Annotated in this window: 8 protein-coding genes; 6 read left to right on the top strand and 2 right to left on the bottom strand. The window is 72.0% G+C overall.

The window, feature by feature from the left end; translation table 11 throughout:
• The first annotated feature begins 243 nt into the window (after positions 1–243).
• The 3 genes from ABZ885_RS02510 (at position 244) to ABZ885_RS02500 (ending at position 4,137) form a co-directional block, all read left to right on the top strand.
• Positions 244–1,560 (top strand): hypothetical protein, encoded by a 1,317-nt coding sequence (locus ABZ885_RS02510; protein WP_360182471.1) that lies wholly within the window; start codon positions 244–246, stop codon positions 1,558–1,560.
• Between the two features lie 123 nt (positions 1,561–1,683).
• Complete coding sequence (locus ABZ885_RS02505) at positions 1,684–3,360, top strand: Eco57I restriction-modification methylase domain-containing protein (protein WP_360182468.1); 1,677 nt, start codon at positions 1,684–1,686, stop codon at positions 3,358–3,360.
• A 12-nt stretch (positions 3,361–3,372) separates the two neighbouring features.
• A complete protein-coding gene (locus ABZ885_RS02500) occupies positions 3,373–4,137 on the top strand; it encodes a PaeR7I family type II restriction endonuclease (RefSeq protein WP_360182465.1) in 765 nt (254 codons plus the stop codon).
• Positions 4,138–4,245: 108 nt separating this feature from the next.
• Here ABZ885_RS02500 and ABZ885_RS02495 read toward each other — a convergent pair whose 3' ends face one another.
• Together ABZ885_RS02495 and ABZ885_RS02490 are read right to left on the bottom strand one after the other, a co-directional pair.
• The gene (locus ABZ885_RS02495) at positions 4,246–4,920 is read right to left on the bottom strand and encodes a PaeR7I family type II restriction endonuclease (protein ID WP_360182462.1); all 675 of its coding nucleotides are present in this window, start codon (positions 4,918–4,920) and stop codon (positions 4,246–4,248) included.
• 500 nt (positions 4,921–5,420) lie between these two features.
• Entirely contained in the window at positions 5,421–6,932 is a 1,512-nt protein-coding gene (locus ABZ885_RS02490; RefSeq protein ID WP_360182459.1) for an MFS transporter, read from the bottom strand.
• Positions 6,933–7,100: 168 nt separating this feature from the next.
• Here ABZ885_RS02490 and ABZ885_RS02485 point away from each other — a divergent pair, with 168 nt between their 5' ends.
• The 3 genes from ABZ885_RS02485 (at position 7,101) to ABZ885_RS02475 (ending at position 18,888) form a co-directional block, all read left to right on the top strand.
• Entirely contained in the window at positions 7,101–8,129 is a 1,029-nt protein-coding gene (locus ABZ885_RS02485; protein ID WP_360182456.1) for an Lrp/AsnC family transcriptional regulator, read from the top strand.
• Positions 8,130–8,299: 170 nt separating this feature from the next.
• Positions 8,300–9,175: a sterol desaturase family protein gene (locus ABZ885_RS02480; RefSeq protein ID WP_360182453.1), complete on the top strand. Its 876-nt coding sequence runs from the start codon at positions 8,300–8,302 to the stop codon at positions 9,173–9,175.
• Positions 9,176–9,357: 182 nt separating this feature from the next.
• Positions 9,358–18,888, top strand: coding sequence for an amino acid adenylation domain-containing protein (locus tag ABZ885_RS02475; protein WP_360182450.1), 9,531 nt, complete (start codon positions 9,358–9,360; stop codon positions 18,886–18,888).
• The last annotated feature ends 48 nt before the right edge of the window (positions 18,889–18,936 follow it).

The raw sequence follows: 18,936 nt of genomic DNA, 5'->3' as shown, positions 1-18,936 counted from the left end.
GAGGCCCTGCTTTCATGCACGGCGTCCGCCGGACTCACCCGATCGAGACTCCCGTTCGACCGGCACCCCTCAAGATCGGAACGACAACAGCCACTCAGATGCGTCGGCTGCTCCGTCAGCAGCGCGAGCGAGTGATTCGCCACCAGTCACACGAGCCGGAGGGGCAGGCTGCCGCTTCGTCAGGTGGGGAGCCGGTGGCGATCGATCGAGCGCTCGCGAGCAGACACCCCATATGATGGCTCAATGGTCAACTTGACTGATGTGTTTGGGATTAGCGCCAACTCCAGCTCGAAGTCGTACGTGGACAGGGGAGGGCTTGACGCCCGCTTCAGGCAGGCCCTCGCGGCTGACCGGCACATCGCGGTCCACGGTGGCAGCAAGCAAGGAAAGACCTGGCTCAGGACCAAGGGCCTCGACGGCGAGGCCACCGTTGTCGTCCAGTGCACGCCAGGCGCCACGGCAAGCTCGCTCCTTCAGGAGGCGCTCGGGCGGATTGGCGTGCAGGCGGTGCTCAAGATGACCACAACGCGTGACCTTGAGGGCAGTCTCGACTTCTCAGGCTCCGGCGAACTGGGGGCCAAGATCCTCGCCAAGCTCAAGCTGACCGGTAAGTTGGGCGCCAAGGCCAAGACCCAGCAAGGAACCGAGCTCCAGCCAGTCGGCCAGACCGCAGCCGATCTTGCCTGGGTCGCGGCGACGATCGCAGCGTCCGACCATCGGCTCGTGCTGGAAGACTTCCATTACATCGACGAGACAGTGCAGCGTGAACTCGCATTCATGCTCAAAGCAATGGGTGAGTACGGGCTGTTCGTTGTGATTGTGGGGGTATGGCCGAAGACGCACCTACTCTCGTACTACAACGGCGACCTTGAGGGGCGCGTTGACGACATCCACTTGACCTGGAGCGATGCAGAGCTGACCCAGGTCCTAGTGCAGGGCGCTGACGCACTCAAGATCACATTCAAGCCGGCCTTGATCGCAGAGTTGGTCAGGGAAGCGTCGGGCAACGTGGGCTTGCTCCAACGACTGGCCGAGCAGGTCTGCACTGCGGAGCAGGTCTACTCCTCCCCGGGGCTCGGAGGGGCGCGGCGCGTTCTCGACGTTGGCGCCTCGCTCAACGTGGCTCGTCAAGCCGTTGCCGATCAGATGCAAGGACGATTCGAGACGTTCGCTGACAACTTCGTCCGAGGTATGCGCCGACTGCCGCAGGGGCTGGAGGTCTACAGACACCTGCTTGAAGCTGTCACCGATGCCAACGATCAGGAGCTGCTCGATGGCATCGACTCTGCAGCCCTGCTTCAGCGGATCGCGTCTCATCCCGGTGGGGCCGGTATCCGGGCCTCTGACCTGACCCAGGCCCTCGACCGTATCGACAGCCTTCAGGTGAAGATCGGCGTGCAGCCACTCGTGCTCACCTATAACAAGCCCAGCCGAAAGCTGTTCCTCGCCGACCGGTCCTTCCTGTTTTTCCGGAGGCATGGCAATCCAGTCTGGCCGTGGGTGGCGGGTGGTCCCGACATCACCAACGATCTCGCGCAGAGCGACCCTCTGAATCTCTAGGTGTTGAGGTGACCGCCGCGCGACCTCAACCACAGATGCAGAGAGTTACCGGTTGATGCTCAATGTCATCGCGCCTGGTCGAGGTTGGGACGGTTGCTGAGGTACCCGCTGTATGGTCGAGCCGTGGCAACTCACACGCTCTTCGACATCGACAAGCAGGCTTTGTCCGACGTTCCCGCAGAAGCAGTCGAGCATGGCGAGGTCTTCACCCGGCGCTGGGTGGTCGAGCTCATCCTCGATCTGCTCGGCTACACGTCGGACAAGGACCTCGCCCAGCTGAAGGTCGTCGAGCCTGCTTGTGGTGCGGGAGCGTTCCTCGGCGTGATCGCTTCTCGGATCAGTGCCTCGTGTCGAGCCCACGGTCGTCCGATCACCGATGGGTTGAACGCTGTCCAGGCCTTCGACCTGCTCGGGCGGAATGTGGCCGAGAGCCGAGGACTCGTCGAGCAGCAGCTTCAGGATGACGGCTGGGAGCGGGGTGACGCTCGAAAGGTAGCTTCGAACTGGGTGAAGCAGGGCGACTACCTTCTCCAGGCCGACGCCGAGCACCGCGCGGATTTCATCGTGGGGAATCCCCCCTACATCAGGCTGGAGGATGTCCCCGACGACCGGATGGACGCCTACCGCAGCGCCTGCTCCACGATGGGTGGCCGCGCCGACATCTACATCGGCTTCTACGAGGTGGCGCTTCGGAGCCTGCAGCCGGGGGGCCGGCTCGGCTTCATCTGCGCAGACCGCTGGATGAGGAACCAGTACGGCCGTAAGCTCCGCCAGCTGGTGACGAGACAGTTCAGCATGGACCTGGCGCTGGTAATGCACGACGTGGACGCATTCCAGGAGCAGGTCTCGGCTTACCCCGCCATCACGATCATTTCCCGCAAGGCACAGGGCGGCGCGGTTGCCGCTGACACGACCCGCGCGTTCGGGGAGCCAGAGGCCCGCGACTTCCTCGCCTGGTACGAGGCCAAGGACCGGACGCCGATCGCCACCGCCGCGTTCCAGGCTGCCCCTCTACCGCACTGGTTCCCCGGCGAAGACTCCTGGCCGGCGGCCTCACCGGCCAGGCTCGCTGTCCTCGAAGACCTCAGCGACCGGTTCCGCCTGCTGGAGGACATGACCACGGGCACCCGCGTCGGCATCGGCATCGCCACCGGTGCGGACAAGGTCTTCATCACCGATGATCCCGAGCTGGTAGAGACGGACCGCCTCCTGCCTTTGGCCATGGTCCGAGACACCACTAGCGGCTCCATCGATTGGAGTGGCTCCCGCCTGGTCAATCCGTGGAGCCCCCAAGGCGAACTCGTCGACCTCGCGGCCTATCCGAAACTCGCCGCCTACTTCCGCCAGCACAGCGGTGCCCTGCGCAAGAGGTACGTGGCAGTCAAGCAGCCGGACCGCTGGTACAAGACCATCGACAAGGTCGACCACAGACTGACGAGTCGGCCCAAGCTCCTCATCCCCGACATGAAACTGACGATCCATCCGGTGCTCGACGAAGGGAAGTTGTACCCTCACCACAACCTGTACTTCATCGTCTCGGACGGCTGGGACATGCGCGTGCTCGGTGGCCTGCTCCTCTCCAAGGTGGCCGAGGCGTTCGTGGAGGCATACGCGGTCAAGATGCGTGGGGGGACGCTCCGCTTCCAGGCGCAGTACCTCCGCAAGATCCGCGTGCCAGACCCGGCAACCATCGCCGAGGAGGACCAGGCTGCCCTGGCAGCCGCCTTCGACAAGCGGGACGTGAAGGCAGCTACCGAGGCCGCGTTGCGCGTCTACGGGCTTGCCGAGCTTCCCGATTAGGAGGAACCGAACTTGACGGTCAGCCGCCAGGACTTCGAGGACGCCATCGCGGCGTACTGGGGTGTCAAACGGGCCCAGAACGAACAGTCGACGATCAAGGCCGCAGTTGGCGCTGGCACCGCGGGTTCCGTCAGAGGCGGTAAGCACTTCGATTCGATCGCGGCCCTCCTGGCGAAGTTCTTCCTCGAAGCCGGCTATCCGCCTGAGAGCATCCGGATCACCAAGTCCCAGCGTCTGGAGCTTCCGGGTTACTACAGGCCCCAGAAGCAGTGGGACGTTGTCGTCACGTACGAGAAGACGCTGGTGGCAGCCTTCGAGATGAAGGCGCTCGGTGGTCCGTCGTTCGGCAACAACTACAACAACCGGGTGGAGGAGGCCCTCGGAAGTGCCGTCGATCTCCGGAGGGCAGCGCTGGCCGACCTCTACCCCGGCGAGAAGCCCTGGCTCGGCTACTTCTTCATCATGCAGGACGAGGAAGGATCGCGTCGGCCGGTCAAGCCGGCCGACGGGGCTCTCCCTGTCGAGGGCATCTGGCACGGCAAGTCCTACCAGGAGCGCTTCGGGATCTTCTGTCAGCGGCTCATGGCTGAGCAGCTGTACGACGCTGTCTGCTACGTCACCTCGTCGGCAAGCGACCCCAAGCCGACTGAGCCGGTCGACAGCCTCGACTGGCGGCACTTCTCGGCTGCCATAAACGCTCGGATCACCTACCTGCAGGAGCTGGGGCTGCCCAAGGCGAGTTGGCCGTTGGCCCCGCTCTTTGGTGATCTCAGCTGAAGCCAGCCGCTGGCGCCTGACCGCTGAGGGACGCTGGTTGGATGCACTCCGGCGCGGTGAGCACCCGCAGACAACCATCGTCTGGGTGCTCACCAGGCCGTGCCGGTTCTACTCCTTCAGCATCGCCTTCACTACCTTGACGCGCCCCTCGATGGCTGCCTGAAGGACACTCGCCGTTGCAGTTGCCAGGGGCTCCAGGTAGCTGACGTCCCCGTCGACACGCTTCGTCGTGATGAACCAGCCTGCATCGTAGACGCGCTCTCCGATGAAGCGCTGGATCATCTCCTGGTACCGCTGGTTGTAGGAAAGCCCCTCGAAGGCGGGATCGGTCGGGAACATCGCCCGGGTGTCCCTCCCTTCCTGCTCCGTCTCGGCAGTCTCCTGCAGGACGAAAACGTAACCGAGCCACGGTGGTACCTGTCCGAACGGGCTCTGCTCGTACTTCCGCTGGGCGGCCTCGATGTCGGTGGCACTTCCCAGCGCCTCCTCGAAGCGGTTGTTGAAGTTCTTCGAGACGCTACCGACCTGAGACTTGAACTCGAACGCGGCGACCAGCACATCCTTGTACTTCACGACCAGGTCCCACTGCTTGCGGGCGCGGTAGTAGCCGGGCAGGTAGGGCTGTCCGGTCTTGATGCACTCTTCGGGGATCCCACAGTCGATGAAGAGGCGCTTCACCAGGGCTTCGAGGGGCTGCATGTGCTTGTTTCCCTGGGTTGACCTCTGGCGGTCCCGCACTGACCAGAAGCCCTCGACCGCCTGCTGGATGTCCTGGACGCCCACGCCGTATCTCTCTTTCGTCAGAAGCGTGGCGGGACCTCCCGCCTGGCGCCATTCTGCGCGATGGGTCTGACATCTCGTCTGTCGTTGCGCGCGGGTGGCCGGACGCTGGTAAACGGTCACTGGTTGTCGCCGACGTGGAGGCGTCCTCGCCATGTCTGCGACAGACCTCCAGCCCTGTCGGCATCGATCCTGTAGACCGGCGAGAGCCTCCAGCAGGACAACCCCAATTGCGTGAGCGATGCGTGAGCGGACCGGGCGGCACGTGCCGGTTCGGACGGGATCTTGGATCACGTTGCAACGCCCTGACCTGCGGATTCATCACCAAGTGATCGATGCTGGCAGCAGCCATCATGATCACTCTCGGGCTCGTAATGCGTAGGTCGCGGGTTCGAATCCCGCAGGCGGCTCCGGTGCGAAAGGCCCGGTCGGATGAGTCCGACCGGGCCTTTCGGCGTTTCCGGGGCCGGCCCGGGGGTGGGGCCGGCCGGGGAGGTGACGGGTCATCCGGTGCGGGCGGGGAGGCGGTCGGCCGGGGTGGGGCCCGGGTTTCCGGTGGCCGTGCCGGGGGTGCGGCGCGGGCGGAGGAGGACGGCCACCAGGGCTGCGCCGGCCAGGGCGGTGAGGGAGGCGGCCAGCAGGGTGTGGTCGAGGGCGGTGGCGAAGGCCGGGCGGACCAGGGCCTCCGGGGTCCCGGCCGGGAGCTGGCCGGTGCTCAGGGTGCGGGCGGCGGCGGCCGGGTCGGGGACGGCGGGGTGGCCGGCCAGGGAGGTGCGCAGGCCGTCGTGCAGGACGAGGCCGAAGACCGCGATGCCGAGCGCCTGGCCCAGCTGGCGGAAGGTGTTGAGGGCGCCGCCCGCCATGCCGCCGCGCTCCCGCGGGACGGAGGCCATCGCGGTCGAGGCCAGGATCGGGCTGACTACGCCGACGCCGAGACCGGTCAGGGCGAGGCCGGGCAGCAGGGCGGGCCAGCCGGACGAGCCGTCCAGGGTGGCCTGGAGGAGGCCGCCGGCGCCGATGACGGCGAGGCCTCCGGCGAGCGGGAGGGCGGCCGGCAGGGTGGCGAGCCGGCGGCCGGCCGCGGCGGAGACCACGAAGGCGACGGCGCTCATCGGCAGCAGGGTGAGTCCGGCGGCGAGCGGGCCCTGGCCGAGCACCGCCTGCAGCCAGAGCGAGGTGTAGGGGAGGTAGGAGAAGGCGGCGGCGGAGTAGACCAGGCCGCAGACCAGTACGCCGGTGAAGGACGGCCGGCGGAACAGCGCGAGGTCCAGCAGCGGGTGCGGACTGCGCGCCTCGACCAGCAGGAACGCGACGAGGGCGGCGCCGGCGAGCGCGGCCAGGGCGAGGACCGGCGTCGACGTCCAGCCGTCGGCGCCGCCGCGGACCAGGACCAGGACGAGGGCGCCGGTCGCGACGGTGAACGCGGCGGCGCCGGGCAGGTCGGTCCGGCGGGCGGCGGGGTCGCGAGACTCGGGCAGGGTGCGCAGGGCGAGCGCCACGGCGGCGACGCTGACGGGCAGGTTGACCAGGAAGACCGACCGCCAGCCCAGGTACTCCGTCAGCAGGCCCCCGGCCACCGGGCCGGTGGCGGCCGCGGCGCCGCTGACCGCGCCCCAGACGCCGAACGCCACGGCCCGGTCGCGGCCCTGGTAGGCGAGGTTGAGCAGGGCCATGGCGGTGGCGAACATGGCGGCACCGCCCGCCGCCTGGACCACCCGGGCGGCGACCAGGACCGGGCCGTTCGGGGCCAGTCCGCAGGCCAGCGAGGCCAGGGCGAAGACGGCCAGCCCGGCGGTGTAGACGCGGCGGCGTCCGTGCCGGTCGGCCAGGGCGCCGAGGCCCAGCATCAGGGCGGCCAGCGCGAGCGCGTAGCCGTCCAGGACCCACTGCAGCCCGGTGAAGTCCATGCCGAGCCCGGTGCCGATGTCCGGCAGTGCCACGATCACGATGCTGACGTCGGTCAGCAGCATGAACACCCCCAGGCTGACCGCCACCAGCGGCCACCACTTCCGCATCCCCGTACTCCTCGCTGCTCTTGAGACTGCTCGTCGTGCCGGCCGGGGCCGGCGTTCCGGCGTTCCGGCCCGGGCGTTCCGGCCCGGCCACCTTCGGCCCGGGGCGGGTGGGCGCGCCGGGTAGCGGCCCCGATCCGACGGATCTCGACACCGGGTACCGTCCTGCCGGTGGAAACCGTGACGCTGGACGCGCTGGACCGCGCGCTGTTGCACGCCCTGCACGTGGACGGCCGGGCGCCGTTCCGGCGGATCGCCGAGGTGCTCGGGGTGTCCGACCAGACCGTGGCCCGCCGCTACCACCGCCTGCGCGCCGAGGGGCTGGTGCGGGTGGTGGGGCGGACCAGGGCGCGGATGCTCGGCGAGGTCGACTGGCTGACCCGCGTCCGCTGCGTGCCGGACGCGGCGGCGGCGATCGCGGAGGCGCTGGCCCGCCGTCCGGAGACCTCCTGGGTGAGCCTGCTGTCGGGCGGCGCCGAGATCGTCTGCAACACCCGGTCGCCGGCCCGGCCGGACCGGGAGGAGCTGCTGCTGGGCAAGCTGCCGAGGACGCCGCGGGTGCTCTCGGTCAGTGCGCACTACCTGTTGCGGACCTTCGTCGGCGGGCGGGCGGCGTGGAGCGGGCGCACCTCGGCGCTGAGCGCGGATCAGGTGGCCCGGCTGCGGGCGGCAGGACTGCGCGACGGCGGGGCGGGGGACGGCGGGGCGGGGGACGGCGGGGCGGGGGAGTCCGGGGGCGCGGTGGTGCCGGTGGTGCCGGACGAGCTGGACCGCGCGTTGCTGGCGGCGCTCGCGGTCGACGGGCGGACGCCGCTGGCCGAACTGTCGGCCCGGACCGGCGGTCCGGAGGCGACGGTGCGACGTCGGCTGGCCGCGCTGACCCGGTCCGGACTGCTCTTCTTCGACGTGGACGTGGACACCCGGCAGCTCGGCTTCGAGATCGAGGCGTTCTGCTGGCTGACCGTGGCGCCGGGCCGGCTGACGGCCGTCGCCCAGGAGCTGGCGGACCACCCCGAGGTGGGCTTCGCCGCCGCGACCACCGGGCCGGCGAACCTGGTGGCCGGCCTGGTCTGCCGGGACGTCGAGGCGTTCTACGGCTATCTGACGGACCGGCTGGGGGCCTTGGAAGGGATCGTCTCGTTGGAGACGGCGCCGGTGATCCGCAGCGTCAAGCGCGCGGGTCTGCTGATCAGAAAATAAAGATATGTACGCGAATTCTTCGCCATAGTGGCCGGTGATGGCCCTATTTATTATCCGACAAGCTTTGGTGCTTGCGATTCCTCCCGAAAATGCCTCGCATCACCTTCCGGCCACCGTTAGTATCGGAACGATTGCTTTCGGTGATCGTTCGGTGCTGGACCGCTGAGGGGGTGGCCGTGAGGGGGCAATTGCGCACTGCGCTGTGTCATGTCGCATACCCGACGCTGCTGTTGGCGGTCGTGTCGATAGCGGTCGCCGCGCTGCGCTGGCGCTGGGACCTCGGCCGGACGAGCCAGTTCTTCCTGGTCGGCGTGATCGGCTTCCTGGCGGTCCTGGAGCGGTTGATCCCGTACGAACCGGAATGGCAGCCGAGGCCGGCCGAGTGGGGCTGGTACGGCGTCTACTTCGTGCTCACCATGATCGGCGGAGGGCTGGCACAGCTGCCGGTGACGGCCGCGGTCGGGCGGGTGGCGCCGTCGCACCCGGCCCTGCCGCTCTGGGCGGAGGTCCCGGCGGCGCTGCTGCTCGGCTCGCTGGCCAACTACCTGATGCACCGGTGGAGCCACCGCAATCCCTGGTTGTGGCGGCTGCACGGGGTGCACCACGTGCCGGGGAAGGTCAACGTCGCCAACAACGGGGTGAACCACGTCCTCGACGTGCTGGTCACCCAGGGGGCGGTCCAACTCGCGCTGGCACTGGCCGGGTTCTCGGCGGAGTCGGTCTTCGTGGTCGGCCTGTTCGTGGTCGCCCAGGGCTACTTCGTGCACGCCAACATCGACGTCCGGATCGGACCGCTCAACCACGTCTTCGCCGGCCCGGAGCAGCACCGGCTGCATCACAGCGTCGACCTGGCGGAGGCCGGGCACTACGGCTCGGACCTCTCCGTCTGGGACCACGTCTTCGGCAGTTTCACCTGGCGGCCGGGCCGCCGACCGGTCGCGGTGGGGCTGCAGCACCCGTCCGAGTTCCCCCGGACGCACGAGGTGATCGCCAGTCACCTCCAACCCTGGCGACGGCCTGCCCGGGCCGACGACGCTCCCGCCTGACCCCGCCGTCCCGCCCGACCCCGCCGTCCCGCTCGACTCCCCTTCCGGCCCGCCTGTCCCTCCCGGCCGGCCCGACCTCCGGCACGCCCGGGGGAACCGGTCCACGGCCGCCGTCCCCTGCCTGCGCGGCCCTCCCCCGTACCCGCCGCGTGCGCGAAACGCAGCGACACAAGGACCCGACCATGACGGATTCAAGCCTCGCCGCAGCACCCGATTCCCCTCATCCCCCGTCCTCCGCCCCTCTTGTCCCCTCCGCCCGCCCCGAGCGGATCGCCATCATCGGCATCGGCTGCCGGCTGCCGGGCGGCGCCAACGACCACCGGTCGTTCTGGCAGAACCTGATCGAGGGGAGGGACTGCATCACCCCGACCCCGCGCAGCCGGTACGACGTGGCCACCCTGGGCAGCCGGGACAGGGCCAAGCCCGGCCGGCTGGTCGGCGGCCGGGGCGGCTACATCGACGGCTTCGACGAGTTCGACCCGGCGTTCTTCGGGATCAGCGGCCGCGAGGCCGACCACATGGACCCGCAGCAGCGGAAGCTGCTGGAGGTGGCCTGGGAGGCGCTGGAGGACGGCGGGCAGAAGCCGGCCGAACTGGCGGGGCGTGACGTCGGCGTCTACGTGGGCGCGTTCACCCTGGACTACAAGATCGTGCAGTTCTCGGACCTCTCCTTCGAGGGCCTGGCGGCGCACACCGCCACCGGCACGATGATGACGATGGTGTCGAACCGCATCTCGCACTGCTTCGACTTCCGCGGCCCCAGCGTCTCGCTCGACACCGCGTGCAGCTCCTCCCTGGTCGCCGTCCACCTCGCCGTCCAGAGCCTGCTCCGCGGCGAGACCGACCTCGCCCTGGCCGGCGGCACCCTGCTGCACATCGCGCCGCAGTACACGATCGCCGAGACCAAGGGCGGGTTCCTCTCCCCGGAGGGCCGGTCACGCACCTTCGACGCCGCGGCGGACGGCTACGTGCGCGCCGAGGGCGTCGCCGTGGTCGCGCTCAAGCGGCTCTCCGACGCCGTGCGCGACGGTGACCCGGTCCACGCCGTGATCATCGGCAGCGGGGTCAACCAGGACGGCCGCACCAACGGCATCACCGTGCCCAACCCGGACGCCCAGGTCGCCCTGATCGAGCGGGTCTGCGCCGAGGCCGGGATCGCGCCGGGCAGTCTCCAGTACGTCGAGGCGCACGGCACCTCCACCCCGGTCGGCGACCCGGTCGAGGCCAACGCGCTGGCCCGGGCGCTGGCGGTCGGCCGCCGTCCCGGCGACGAGTGCTACGTCGGCTCGGTCAAGACCAACATCGGGCACACCGAGTCGGCTTCGGGGCTGGCCGGGCTGATCAAGTCCGCGCTGGCGCTCGAACACCGGCTGATCCCGCCGCACATCAACCTGGAGCGGCTCAACCCGGCGATCGACCCGGCCACCCTGCCGTACCGGATCCCGACCGAGCCCACCCCCTGGCCCGCGCACGACGGACCGGCCCGGGCCGGCGTGAACTCCTTCGGCTTCGGCGGCACCAACGCGCACGTCCTGCTGGAGGCCGCCCCCGCGCCGGAGCCCGCCGGGCAGCCGGAGCCCGCGCCGGCACGCTCCGGGGCCGGAGAGCCGCCCCGCTGGACCGTGCTGCCGCTCACCGCCCGGGACGCCGCGGCGCTGCCCGAGCTGGCGGCCGGTATCCGGGGCGAGCTGGCCGGGGTCCGCGGCGGCGCCCCGGTCCGGCTTGCCGACCTCGGCCACACCCTGGCCCACCGCCGGCAGCACCTGGAGGCTCGGCTCTCCGTGGTGCACGACTCCCGGGAGTCGCTGGACGAGGCGCTCACCGCCTACCTGCGCGGCGAGCCGCACCCCCGGGTGCTGACCGGCCGGCGCCGCGAGGCCCGGCACCGCCGGCTGGCCTGGGTGTTCACCGGCATGGGCCCGCAGTGGTGGGCGATGGGCCGGCAGCTGTTCGCGACCGAGCCGGTCTACCGGGAGGCCGTCGAGGCCTGCGCCGCACACCTCGCCGAGCTCACCGGCTGGTCCCTGCTCGACGAGCTGGCCGCCGACGAGGCGGACTCCCGGATGGGCGGGACGTGGCTCGCCCAGCCGGCCAACTTCGCCGTCCAGAGCGGCCTGGCCGCGCTCTGGCGCAGCCGCGGTGTCCGTCCGGACGCGGTCGTCGGCCACAGCACGGGGGAGGTCGCCGCCTTCCACGAGGCCGGCGTCTACGACCTGGCCGACGCGGTCAAGGTGGTGGTGCACCGCAGCCGGCTGCAGCAGAGGCTGGCCGGGACGGGGGGCATGCTGGCCGTCGCGCTCTCCGAGGCCGAGGCGGTCCGCCGGATCCGCCGGTACGGCGACGCGGTCTCGGTGGCCGCGGTCAACAGCCCGGCCTCGCTCACCCTGGCCGGGGACGGGACGGCGCTGGCGGAGCTGGCCGCCGCGCTCACCGCCGAGCAGGTCTTCGCCCGTCCGCTGGCCGTCGAAGTGCCCTACCACAGTGCCCGGATGGAGCTGATCAAGGACGAGCTGCTGGAGTCGCTGGCCGACCTCAAGGCGCGGCCGGCGCAGGTGCCGCTCTACCTCACCGGGCAGGAGGGCACGGCGTACGGGACCGAGCTGGACGCCGCCTACTGGTGGCGCAACGTCCGCGACGGCGTCCGGTTCCAGCAGGCGGTCGAGCGGCTCGCGGACGACGGGTTCAGCCTCTTCCTGGAGCTCGGGCCGCACCCGGTGCTGGGCCGGGCGATCCAGGAGACGGTGGAGGCCCGCTCCGCCCGTTCGGGTGCAGCCGCCCGCCCGGCCGCCGCCGCCCGCCCCGGTGACGCCGCCCGCCCCGCCGCCGACCGCCCCGAAGTGTGCACCCTGCCGTCGATCCGGCGGCTGGAGGACGAGCAGGTCACCTTCACCTCCTCGCTGGCCGCGCTGCACAACCTGGGCGTCGAGGTCGACTGGTCGGTGCTGCAGCCCGCCGGGCGGCCGGTCCCGCTGCCGCGCTACCCGTTCCGGCGGGACCGGCACTGGGTCGAGCCCCGCCCGGTCGAGCAGGTCCGGCAGGGCCGGCAGGACCACCCGCTGCTCGGCCGCCGCCTGGTGGGTGCCGAACCGGCCTGGGAGGCCCGGCCGGACGCCGAGGCGCTGCCCTACCTGGAGGACCACCGGATCCAGGGCCGGGTGCTCTTCCCCGCCGCCGGCTACCTGGAGATGGCCGTCCAGGCGGTCCGCGCGCTGACCGGGGGCACCGACGCGGCGCTGGCCGGCATCGAGCTGCGCAAGGCGCTGTTCCTGCCGGACGACGGGAGCCGGGCCGTCCGGCTCACCCTCTCCGCGGAGAACGGCGCCTTCACCGTCACCACCGGGAACGACGAGCGCACCGTCCACGCCACCGGCACCGTCCGGCCGGGCCAGCGCCGGCACCGCCCCGGCCACCGGCTGGACGTCGGCGCCGTCCGCGCCCGCGCCGCCCGGCACCTGTCCGGGCCCGACTGCTACACCGCGCTGGCCGCGCTCGGCTACGACTACGGCCCGGCCTTCCAGGGCATCCACGAGGTCTGGATCGGCCCCGACGAGGCACTGGCCGCCGTCCGGCCGCCGGCGGCGGTCGCCGGGCAGGGCGCCGGCCACCAGGTGCACCCGGTGCTGATGGACACCTTCTTCCAGACGCTGCTGACGCCGCAGCTGCTGGCGGACGGCCCGGCCGGAGCGGGGATCAGGCTGCCGGTGGCCATCGACGAGGTCCGGGTGGAGGCGGTCGGCGAGCGCCCGCTCTGGGTGCACGCCACCGTCACCCGGGACGGCGGGGACGAACTGGTCGGTGACATCGCCGTCCACGACGAGGACGGCCGCCCGCTCGGCGGGGTCACCGGCTTCCGCGCCGCCGACGTGGAGAAGGCCGCCACCGCCGTCGGCCTCGCCACCATCGACGGCTGGCTCGCCGAGCCCGTCTGGAGGGAACTGCCGGACGCGTCCGGGGCCCCCGACCTGCTGGCCGAACACCCCGACCACTGGCTGCTGTTCGCCGACGCCCGGGGCGTCGCCGAGGAGCTGGCCGCCCGGATCACCGCGCGGGGCGGCAGCTGCCGGCTGGTCCACCCCGGCACCGGCTACCGGCCCGCCGGACCGGACGGGGCCGCGGCCACCGTCGAGCCCGGATCCGCCGAGGACCTCCGCCGGCTGCTGGCCGGGCAGCGGGCCGCCGGCGACCCCGACCCGGCCGCCGTCGTCCACCTCTGGAACCTCGACCGGCCCGCGCTGGCCGACGCCGACCACGCCACCGTGGCCGGGCACACCGGCGCGGGCGCGTACAGCCTGGTCGCGCTCGCCGCCCTGCTGCCCGGCGAACTCCCCGAGGCGCGGCTGCACATCGTCACCCGCGCCGCCCAGGCGACCGCCCCCGGCGAGCCGGTCGAGCCGCTCGGCGCCCCGGCCTGGGGCATCGGCCGGGTGCTGCGCCACCAGGAGCTGCCCGGCCACCCCGGCAAGCTGGTCGACCTCGGGCCGGCCGGGCCGCCCGCGGAGGAGGCGGCGGCGCTGCTGCGCGAGTTCGCGCTCGCCGACGAGGACGAGATCGCCCTGCGGTCCGGCCGCCGGCTGACCAGCCGGCTGCGCCCGGCCGAGGGCCTGACCGGGCCGCTGCCGCCCAGCCTGCGCCCGGACGGCGCCTACCTGGTGACCGGCGCGTTCGGCGCGCTCGGCCGGCTGCTCTGCCGGACCCTGGTCCGCCGCGGCGCCCGCCGGCTGATCCTGGTCGGCCGCAGTCCGGTGCCCCCGCGCGAGCAGTGGCGCGATCTCGACCCGGAGAGCCCGGCCGGCCGGGCCACCGCCTTCCTGCGCGAGCTGGAGGCGCTCGGCGCGCAGCCCGTCCCGGCGCCGCTGGACGTCACGGACGAGGCGGCGCTGGCCGCCTGGCTGGCCGGGTACCGGGCCCTGGAGTCGCCGCCGGTCCGGGGCGTCTTCCACCTGGCCGGGCAGGTCCGCGACACCCTGGTGCCCGAGCTGGACCGCGAGGTGTTCGACGCCGTCCACGGCCCGAAGGTGCTGGGCGCCTTCGCCCTGCACCGGCAGCTGGCCGGCGAACCGCTCGACCACTTCGTGCTGTTCGCCTCGATCGCCTCGCTGCTCACCACCGCCGGCCAGGCCAACTACGCCGCCGGGAACGCCTTCCTGGACGCGCTGGCGCACCACCGCCGGGCCCTCGGCCTGCCCGCGCTCAGCCTCGACTGGGGGCCCTGGGCCACCGGCATGATCGAGGAGCTCGGCCTGGTCGGCCACTACCGCAACAGCCGCGGCATGAGCTCGCTCGCGCCCGTGGCCGGGATGGCCGTACTGGAGCGGGTGCTCGGCCAGGACCGTGCCCAGCTGCTGGTCGCCACCGTGGTCGACTGGCCGGTCTTCCTCTCCTGGTACCCGGCCCCGCCGCCGCTGGTGGCCGAGCTGGCCGCCGCCGCCCGGGAGAGCGCCCCGGCGCCGCGGCAGAGCGGCCTGCTGGAGGCGCTGCGGGCGGCGGGCGAGCAGGAGCGCCCGGCCCTGCTCGCCGAGCGGTTCACCGCGCTGGCCGCCGCCGTGCTGCGGGTGCCGGCCGAGCAGATCGGGCCCGTCGCCGGCCTGAGCGGGCTCGGCCTGGACTCGCTGCTCGCGATGGAGCTGCGGGCCCGGCTCACCACCGAACTCGGCACCACCCTCCCGGTGGTGGCGCTGCTCTCGGACGCGCCGGTGGCCGAGCTGGTCGCGCAGCTGCAGACGGGCGTGGCCGAGCTGCTCGACGAGGAGGACGGCGGCGGCGCCGGGGCGGAGGTCGTCCGGTACGAGGACGAGTCGGACCATCCGCTGACGCAGAACCAGAAGGCGCTCTGGTTCCTCAAGCAGCTCAACCCGGACGGCTTCGCGTACAACATCGGCGGCGCGGTCGAGGTCCGGGTGGAGCTGGAGCCGGAGCTGATGGCCGCGGCCTTCCGGGCGATGGTCGAGCGCCACCCCAGCCTGCGGGCCAACTTCGTGCTCGACGGCGGCCGGCCCGTCCAGCGGATCTCCGCCGCCGTCGAGCCGGACTTCGGGGTCTTCGACGTCGAGGGCCTGGACTGGCCCGGGATCCACGACCTGATCGTGCGTGAGTACCGCCGGCCGTACGACCTGGAGCGGGACCGGCTGGTGCGGTTCCGGCTGTTCCGGCGCGGGCCGGAGTGCTGGGTGATCATGAAGGCCGTCCACCACATCGTCTCGGACGCGATCTCCACCTTCACCTTCATCGAGGAGCTGCTCGCCGTCTACGAGGGGCTGCGGCAGGGCCGGCCGCCCGGACTGCCCCCGGTCGGCGCCCGCTACCTGGACTTCCTCAACCGGCAGAACGCGTTCCTGGCCGGCCGTGAGGCGCCGCGGATGCTGGACTACTGGCGTTCGCACCTGCCCGCCGAGGTGCCGGTCCTCGGCCTGCCCACCGACAAGCCGCGCCCTGCCGTGCAGACGCACAACGGCGCCTCCGAGTTCTTCGTCCTGGACGAGGAGCTGAGCGCCCGGGTGCACGCGCTCGCCCGCACGCACAACGTCACCGTCTTCATGGTGCTGCTCAGCGCCTACTACCTGCTGCTGCACGCGTACTCGGGCCAGGACGACATCATCGTCGGCAGCCCGGTGACCGGCCGCACCGACGAGGAGTTCGCCGGGGTCTACGGCTACTTCGTCAACCCGCTGCCGCTGCACGTCTCGCTGGCGGGCGCACCGACCGTGGCCGAGCTGCTGGCGCAGGTCCGCGCCACCGTGCTGGGCGGGCTGGACAACCAGGAGTACCCGTTCGTGCTGCTGGTGGAGAAGCTCGGGCTGCAGCACGACCCGAGCCGCTCGGCGGTCTTCCAGGCGATGTTCATCCTGCTCCACCACAAGGTGGCCGCCGAGAAGTACGGCTACCACCTGGAGTACATCGAACTCCCCGAAGAGGAGGGGCAGTTCGACCTCACACTGTCCGCCTACGAGGACGAGGCGGAGCGGCGGTTCCACTGCGTCCTCAAGTACAACACCGACCTCTTCCTGCCGGAGACGACGGCCCGGCTCGCCCGCCACTACGTCAACCTGCTGGACGGGCTGACCACGGCGGGCGCGGACCGCAAGGCCACCGGGCTGGAGCTGCTGGGCCGGGACGAGCGGGCCCGGGTGCTGCACCGGTGGAGCGGGGCCGACCGGCGGGTGGCGCACGAGGAGCCGGTGCACGAGCTGATCCTGCGGGCCGCCGCGGCCGCCCCGGATGCGCCCGCCGTCGTCGCCCCGGCCGGGTCCGGACCGGCCGCCCGGATGGCCTACGGCGAACTGGCCGAGCGCTCCGGGCGGGCGGCCGCCCGGCTGCGGGAGCTCGGCGCGGGGCCCGGATCGGTGGTGGCGCTCTGCCTGGACAAGTCGCCGGAGCTGATCACCGCCCTGCTGGCGGTGCTGCGCACCGGTGCCGCCTACCTGCCGCTCGACCCCGGCCACCCGGCCGACCGGCTGGCGTACCTGGTGGCGAGCGCCGGCGCCGGACTGCTGGTCGGCGACCCGGAGCGGTTCGCCGGGCTGCCCGTCAGGGTGGTCGCCCCGGCCTGGCTGGACCTCCCCGGGCCCGGGTCCGCCGTCGGCTCCGCCGGCCACTCCACCGGCGACCCCGCCGGCGGCAGCGCCGGAGGGTTCAGGGACGCGTCGGCCGACCCGGACGCCCCCGCCTACGTGATCCACACCTCCGGCTCCACCGGCCGCCCCAAGGCGGTCGAGGTCTCCCACCGCAACCTCGCCTCCGCCTACCAGGCCTGGCGCACCGAGTACCGGCTGGAGACCGACGCCCGGGTCCACCTCCAGATGGCCGGCCCCTCCTTCGACGTCTTCACCGGGGACGTCGTCCGCGCGCTCTGCTCGGGCGGGACCCTGGTACTGGTCGGCCGGGAGCTGCTGTTCGACACCGCCCGGCTCTACGAGGTGATGCGGACCGAGCGGGTGGACACCGGCGAGTTCGTCCCGGCGGTGGTCCGGACGGTGGCCGCCCACTGCGAACGGTCGGGCCTGCGGCTGGACTTCATGCGGCTGCTGGTGGTCGGCTCGGACGTCTGGAAGGTCGCGGAGTACCGGCGGCTGCGCGCGCTCTGCGGCCCGCGGACCCGCCTGGTCAACTCCTACGGCCTCACCGAGGCGACCATCGACAGCGCGTACTTCGAGGGCCCGGTGGACGGCCTGGAGCCCGGCCGGATGGTCCCGATCGGGCGGCCCTTCCCGAACAGCGCGCTCTACCTGCTGGACGCACACGGCCGGCCCGTCCCGCCCGGTGTGCCGGGGGAGTTGTGGATCGGCGGCTCCGGGGTGGCCACGCGGTACGTCGGGGACGAGGAGCAGACCGCCCGGCGCTTCGTCACCCTGCCGCTCGGCGGCGCCGACGGGACCGGTCCGGTCCGGCTCTACCGCACCGGGGACCTGGCCCGCTGGGACGCCGGGGGCGGGGTGCACCTGCTCGGCCGGGCCGACTCCCAGGCCAAGGTGCGCGGCCACCGGATCGAGCCGGGCGAGATCGAGACCCAGCTCGCCGCGTGGCCCGGGCTGGACCGGGCGGTGGTCACCGTCCGGCCCGACCGCAGCGGCGAGAACGTGCTCTGCGCCTACTGCGTGCCCGCCCCCGGGCGGACGCTGGACCGGCGGGAGCTCCGCCGCCACCTGGCCGGCTACCTGCCGACCTTCATGATCCCGGCGCACTTCACCGAACTGCCCGCCCTGCCGCTCACCGCCAACGGCAAGGTGGACGTCGCCGCGCTGCCCGCGCCCCGGACGGACGCCGCCGAGCGGGCCGGTGAACCGCCGGTCACCCTCTACGAGGTCCGGATGGCCGAGCACTGGCGGGCGCTGCTCGGCATCGAGGAGCTTGGCCTGCAGCACGACTTCTTCGAGTGCGGCGGCAGCTCGATCCGGCTGATCGAGCTGATCCACGGCCTGCAGGCCGAGTTCGGCGTCAGCATCCCGGTCAGCCTGCTGTTCAAGGTCACCACCCTGCACGGGATGGCCAGGACCGTGGAGCACATCGTCACCGGCCGGATCGAGGGCGGCCGGCCGTACCTCCGGTTCAACCAGGAGCAGCAGCAGACCGTCTTCTGCTTCCCCCCGGCCGGCGGTCACGGCCTGGTCTACCGGCAGTTCGCCGCACACCTTCCGGAGTACCGGCTGGTCGCCTTCAACTACGTGGCCGGCGACGACAAGGTCGACCGCTACGCCGACCTGGTCGGGAGCATCCAGCCCGAAGGGCCGTGTGCCCTGCTCGGCTACTCGCTCGGCGGCAACCTCGCCTTCGAGGTGGCCAAGGAGCTGGAGCGGCGCGGCCGGACGGTGCCCCATGTGGTGATCATGGACTCGCACCGGATCATGGAGTCCTTCACCCTCGGCGACGAGCACGTCCGGGCCTTCGAGCGCGAGCTCGCCGAGCACCTGCAGCGGCACACCGGCTCGGACATCGTCGCCCGGGAGACCCGCGAACAGGCCCGGGACTACCTGCAGTTCTGCAGCCGGACGCCGAACCTCGGGGTGATCAGCGCGCCGGTCAGCGTGATCTCCGACCAGGCCACCGCGGCCCGCTACGCGGCCGGCGAGCACGGGGCGTGGCACGGCAGCTCGGCCACCGGGACGGCGGTGTTCCAGGGCTTCGGCACCCACGCCGAGATGCTCGACCGCGAGTACGGCGCGCGCAATGCCGCGCTGGCCCGGGCCGTCCTCGCCGGAGGCGGCGCCGATGGCTCCTGAGACCGGCACCCGCCCCCCGAAGCCCGCCAGCCCCCCCACGAGAGGTGG

The sequence above is a fragment of the Kitasatospora sp. NPDC047058 genome (assembly GCF_040643935.1).
In the GTDB taxonomy this organism is placed as follows: Bacteria; Actinomycetota; Actinomycetes; order Streptomycetales; family Streptomycetaceae; genus Kitasatospora.
The sequence above is the reverse complement of the archived record's forward strand: the minus strand, read 5'-3'. Positions and strand labels throughout refer to the sequence as shown.

What these genes read in the sequence shown, in the direction of transcription:
- ABZ885_RS02475 (WP_360182450.1), top strand. Translation starts at nt 9,358, where the DNA reads ATGACGGATTCAAGCCTCGCCGCAGCACCCGATTCCCCTCATCCCCCG.
- ABZ885_RS02490 (WP_360182459.1), bottom strand. Translation starts at nt 6,932, where the DNA reads ATGCGGAAGTGGTGGCCGCTGGTGGCGGTCAGCCTGGGGGTGTTCATG.
- ABZ885_RS02510 (WP_360182471.1), top strand. Translation starts at nt 244, where the DNA reads ATGGTCAACTTGACTGATGTGTTTGGGATTAGCGCCAACTCCAGCTCG.